At 58.7% G+C, this 5,267-nt stretch carries 5 protein-coding genes; all 5 read right to left on the bottom strand.

Features of this window, described 5'->3' with window-relative positions; all coding sequences use genetic code 11:
- Window positions 1-2,064, bottom strand: a 2,064-nt coding sequence (locus tag ACTH3D_RS11475) for a TonB-dependent siderophore receptor (protein ID WP_441667250.1), incomplete at its 3' end; no start/stop codon positions are given.
- 39 nt (window positions 2,065-2,103) lie between these two features.
- On the bottom strand, window positions 2,104-3,084 hold the full coding sequence (locus tag ACTH3D_RS11470; protein WP_441667249.1) for a siderophore ABC transporter substrate-binding protein: 981 nt from the start codon (window positions 3,082-3,084) through the stop codon (window positions 2,104-2,106).
- Window positions 3,081-3,857, bottom strand: a complete 777-nt coding sequence (locus ACTH3D_RS11465; RefSeq protein ID WP_441667248.1) for an iron ABC transporter ATP-binding protein — start codon at window positions 3,855-3,857, stop codon at window positions 3,081-3,083. Before ACTH3D_RS11465 ends, ACTH3D_RS11470 begins: the two co-directional genes overlap by 4 nt.
- Window positions 3,854-4,816 carry an iron chelate uptake ABC transporter family permease subunit gene (locus tag ACTH3D_RS11460; RefSeq protein ID WP_441667247.1) on the bottom strand — a complete coding sequence of 321 codons (963 nt, stop codon included), beginning with the start codon at window positions 4,814-4,816 and terminating at the stop codon, window positions 3,854-3,856. The genes ACTH3D_RS11465 and ACTH3D_RS11460 overlap by 4 nt, the downstream gene beginning before the upstream one ends.
- The coding region (locus tag ACTH3D_RS11455) for an iron chelate uptake ABC transporter family permease subunit (RefSeq protein WP_441667246.1) at window positions 4,813-5,267 on the bottom strand (455 nt) is incomplete at its 5' end. The genes ACTH3D_RS11455 and ACTH3D_RS11460, both read right to left, overlap by 4 nt.

The raw sequence follows: 5,267 nt of genomic DNA, 5'->3' as shown, positions 1-5,267 counted from the left end.
CACACCCCGGTTGCGCTGTTCGCCGCCGAACGAAAAAGCGTTGGTGAAAGGATCGGTGTAGCTGCTCGGACGCGTTATTTCATACACGCTGAGCGTGTGCGCGAATTCGCCAAGGTCGAACTTGATGCCGGCCTCCTTTTGCTTGGTCTTGTAGGGCGCGAAGACTTCACCCGCGTTTTCTGCAGTGCTGGGGGCTATGGCACCCTGACTCAGCCCTTCAATGTAGTTGGCATACACGGATACCTGGTCGGTGACCTCGACCAGAATCGCCGCAGCCGGTGTCGTGGCACTTTCTTTATAGCGTTGTCCAATGCGTGCCCCGGTTGTGCCGTTGAAACTGTCGTTGATCACGTGCTGGCGACGCACACCCAGCGTCAGCTGCACCCTGTCCTCCGCAAACGATAGCGTGTCTGCCAGGCCGAAGCTGGACAGCCGCGTATCCGTTTGGGTAAGCGCTGGAATATTTCCGGGACGCGCGACTTCTGGTCCCCACACCGGATTATAGATGTTGGTCACCCAGTCTTCTGGCAGGAGGTTTCTGAATCCTCTGAGCAGGTAGTCCTCGTTGTAGTACGTAGCATTAAGCGCGAACTGATGACCCACGGAGCCCGTGAGGGCTTCGCCCATCAGACCCACTTCAGCGGATTTCCGCTCCATCCGGTCGGACACGCCGCTGTAGTTGATCCTGAAGTCGCCCGCTTCGTTGAAAACTTGACCGAAGCCCATGTTGGTATCGAGTTCTGTCTTGCTGATGCCTCCCGTGGCATAGGCCGTCAATTGGTCTGTCAGGTCGAACTCGCCACGCACTATGGCGCCTTTGTCAGTGCTGTCATAGAAGGCCCACGGCGGGTTCCACGAGACATCCGGTTTAGGTGGTTTGGGTAAGGGCACGCCGGGGGCCAACGTGAGGCCCCGGGTCAAGCCATCCCCCCGCTCCTCGCTGTGGTACAGGTCTGCGGATAGACGTGTGTTTTCGCCACGCCAATCCAGCCCGAGTGACGCTTGGCTGACTTTCTTGTCCTGGTTGTTCACGGCGGTCTCACCATCCCGATAGACGCCGTTGAAACGGATGCCGAACTGCTGATCCTCGCCAAACCGACGGCCCAGGTCGAGATGGCCGCCGAAGTACGAGTCGGACATGTAAGTTCCCGTCAAGCGCGTCAATGGCTCATTGCCCGCGCGCTTGGTCACCAGATTGACCGCACCGCCCGCAGATCCCTTGGGCGGCATGCCGTTGAGCAGAGCCGAAGGTCCCTTGAGCACTTCGACTCGCTCGAACATCTCGGGCGAAGTGCGGTAATAGCCCGCCATGCCGGGCAAGCCGTTGATGGTCACATCACCGACATCGGATGGCAGACCACGAATCGAATAGCTCTCCAAAGCCTCTCCTGCGATGCCGCTGGTGAACACCGCCGGATCAGTCTTGGAGATAACCTCGCTGATGTCCTTAGCTTGCTGATCTTCGATGAACTTGTCCGTATAAGTAATGGTGGAGAACGGTGTCTCCATGAAGTCCTTGTCACCAAGGAAACCCATGCGCACGCCGCTGCTCACCTGCCCGCCGGCATAGGGAACAATCGGCCCAGCTGCTTCGCCCGTTACCGTCACCGGAGCTAGGGTAACCACGCCATCTACAGCAAGCGTGTCCTGCGCCTGCTGGGCAGCCCGGTTCAGCGCGTAGCGTCCATCGGCCTCTCGCACGGCCTGCAAACTATGTCCACGCAGGAGTTCAACTAATCCATCGGCCACACTATAACTACCAGACAATCCCTGGCTGCTCTTACCCTGAATCAAGCCTGCACCCACGTTTAGCTCAACTCCCGCCACATCGGCAAAGGCATTGAGTGTCTGACTCAATGAGCCGGGAGGCACATTAAAATATCTGGGCGCACCCACAGTCTCATCCGCCATCTGCGCCAGCGCCGGTGGCGTTGACAACACAGCAACACCTAACGTCAATCCGAACAGGATGGCTGTCAGGTAGTGGCGAGAAAAGCCAGGGCTAAGGTACAGTACCTGCCGAGCAGAGCGTGTTATGTGAGGGCTGGGGCAGCGCTTGGCCATGTCGAGCTCCTTTCAGTTCGAGTTGGACTTGGGATTGAATCAGTTCTGATAGCCTTGGATAACGTCATCGATGACGAGCTTCAAAGAGTTCGGGCTGGCGGCAGTGATGTACCAAGCCTCAGCATCGGCGAAGACTACTCGACCGTTCTTCCAGGCATTGGTCTGGCGCAGGAGCGGATTGCCAAGACGCTCTGCATTCATGACTGGTCGACGTTCCATCACAGCCGTGCGGTCCACCACGTAGATGACATCAGGGTTGGCCTGCTGGATAAATTCGCTGGAGATCGGCTGACCATGCAGACCAGTCTCGACCGTCGGGCTGGCCGGCTTTACACCTAACGCATTGAAGACGAAGCCATAGCGGGACTGCACGCCAAAGGAACTGAAGGCGCCGTTGTTGTGCAGCACGACCAGTGCTTTCTCGGGTCGATCCTGCGTGACACGCCTGACCTCTTTGACCTTGGCGTCCAGATCAGCGGCTTTCTGGCGTGCGAGATCTTCCTTGCCGAAGATCCGCCCCAGGGTTATGAGGTGATCTTTGATGACCTCGATGTGCTGGATCTGACTGTCCCGGTAGTCCACATCGAAGTGAATGGTCGGAGCGATCTGGCTCAACTCCTTGTAGTGGTTCGCCTGCAGCGAAGTGATTAGGATCAAGTCAGGCTTGGCCGCATGCACTCGCTCTAGATTCGGCTGAACGATGGCGCCCGTGTCCTGCACATCTGCGGCGTCCTTGTACTTGGAAAGGAAGTGCGGCACGAAGTCCTTAGGCATGCCTACGACCGGAACACCGAGCTGATCGAGGAAATCGACTTCGTTCATGTCGAGTGCCACCACGCGCTGCGGCAGCTTGTTGATCACCGTCGTTCCCAGCTTGTGTTGAACCGTGACGGGTTCATAGGTTTCTTGCGCGGATGCCTGCGAGGATTCAGTCGATGTGTCGCCGCAACCCTGCACAGCGATCGTGGCGGCAATCAGCAAGGCCAGCGCCCAATACCGGTGTTTGTGTTTGAGGTTCATTCCAGCTCTCCTGATGGGTTGAAGTAGTTGCACAGATATCCGCGTTCGCCGTGCGTGATCTCGAAATCCAGTCCATACAGTTTCCGCAACCGCTCCTCGGTCACGACCTTGGCCACCGGGCCGGCGCAATGCACCTCACCGCCTTTCATCGCAACGATGTGATCGGAGTAGCTGGCTGCGAAGTTGATGTCGTGCACCACCAAGATCACGGTGCGGCCGTGCTCATCACACAGGCGGCGCAGTGCGCGCATGATCTGGACGGCATGCTTGATATCAAGATTGTTCAGCGGCTCATCGAGCAGCAGACACTGCGTCTGCTGGGCGATGGTCATGGCCAGAAAAGCCATCTGACGCTGGCCGCCGCTAAGTTCGTCGAGATAGGCGCCGCGCAGCGGTTCCAGCGTCAGGAACGCAATGGCCTCATCGATCGCCCGGTTATCATCAGTAGTCAATACACCTCGGCTATAGGGGAATCGACCGAAGGCAACCAACTCCTCTACCGTCAGGCGCAGATTGAAATCGGGGGACTGGCGCAAGGTGGCGACACGTTTGGCGTAGTCGCCGATGCGAATCTCCGAAGCTTTGCTGCCTTCGATCAGAATGTCGCCGTGGCTCGGCTCCAGCAACCGGGCGATCATCATCAGTAACGTCGTCTTGCCTGCGCCATTGGGGCCGATGAGCGAGGTCAGCCGTTCTGCCGGAAACTGCGTACTCACATTGGAGAGAACGGTTTTGGCGCCATAGGTCTTGGAGAGGTTGTTGACCGTGATCATGCAGCCCCCCGTGTGCGCACCATCAGCACAAGGAACCAGGCGCCGCAGACCAGGTTGACCAAGATGCCGACGGTGGCTCGGTAGTTGAAGACGTGTTCGACCGCAAGCTGGGCGAGGATGAAGATGCCGATGGCAATCGCGCAGCCCGTGGGCAAGGTGATCCGGTGCCGAAACGTTCGGGCCAGCGCGTAGGTGATGTTGGCGACGAAGATGCCCATGAAGGCCGTGGGGCCAAGCAGACTGGTCGAAACGGCGACCAGTACAGCGATTAGCGCGAGGTACAGCCGCACAGTGCGCTGATAATCCACGCCCAAGGATACGGCCTGGTCGCGGCCCAGAGAAAGCACATCCAGTATTGGCAGGGCCTTGATACCGGCCATACATACCGCCGCGACAAGCGTGGATGAAACGAGCAACTGCCCGGGCTCTGCCTTGCCGAACGATGCCTGACTGAAGTCGAGCAGGACGGAGAACTCGCCGGGGCTGACCTTGAACTGCACGAACTGCGTGAAGGTGCCGATCACCATCGTCAGTACCAGCCCCACCAGCAGCAGGAAATACACGTTGTTCCTGCCATCCTGGAACAGCCAGCGGTGGATAGCCCACGAATAGCCGAGCATCAGCAGGACGGACACGGCGAAGTTGCCGTTCGCGCCGAGCACGACCAGACTCTGCGTTCCCATGGCCAGAACCAGTAGCGATTGCAACAGCAGATAGACCGCCTCGTAGCCCATGATGGCTGGGGTCAATATCCGATTACCTGTGATGGTCTGGAACGCAATTGAGGACCAGGCGACGCAGATCCCGCCGATGAACATGGCAGCCAGCCGGGCGAGCCGCCTGGGGATGACGTAATCAAAGTCGAAATCGGAACGGAAGAGCAGGAAGGTCATTGCCAATACAAGGACCACTAGCCAGACGGCGTGCCGAGAAACCTGTGGGGTGAGCACGCGCATCATCTGCTCCTCCAGATGATGAGCACGAGGAACAGCACACCCCCCACACCGCCCGCCGTCAAACCAATGGGAACCTCGAACGGATAGATGAGCAGGCGCCCAAGAATGTCGCAAGCCACCAGCAGCGAAGCACCGCCCAGCGCCACCACTGGCAGGGTGCGCCCCAGGTTGTCGCCGTAGTGCAGCGCAACCAGATTGGGAATGACCAGTCCGACGAAAGGTATGGTCCCGACAGTGATGACCGTGGCAGCCACAGTGACGGCTACCAACATCAGGCCCAGCGCCACCGTGGCCTGGTAGTTCAGCCCTAGGCTGGTGGCCATGCCTTCGCCCATGCCCAGTACGGTGAAGCGGTGCGCGTACAGGTAGGTGAGCACAACGATCGGCAGGATCAGGTAGATGATTTCGTAGTTGCCCTGGACGATCTTGGAGAAGTCGCCCAGCAGCCAACCCT

Origin of the sequence: Halomonas sp. (assembly GCF_052095765.1) — a bacterium.
In the GTDB taxonomy this organism is placed as follows: domain Bacteria; phylum Pseudomonadota; class Gammaproteobacteria; order Pseudomonadales; family Halomonadaceae; genus Halomonas.
Note: the sequence above shows the minus strand (reverse complement) of the source record. Positions and strands in the feature narration are given on the sequence as shown.

Excerpts from the sequence above, each read along its gene's own strand:
- ACTH3D_RS11470 (WP_441667249.1), bottom strand. The coding sequence starts at position 3,084 with ATGAACCTCAAACACAAACACCGGTATTGGGCGCTGGCCTTGCTGATT.
- ACTH3D_RS11465 (WP_441667248.1), bottom strand. The coding sequence starts at position 3,857 with ATGATCACGGTCAACAACCTCTCCAAGACCTATGGCGCCAAAACCGTT.
- ACTH3D_RS11460 (WP_441667247.1), bottom strand. The coding sequence starts at position 4,816 with ATGATGCGCGTGCTCACCCCACAGGTTTCTCGGCACGCCGTCTGGCTA.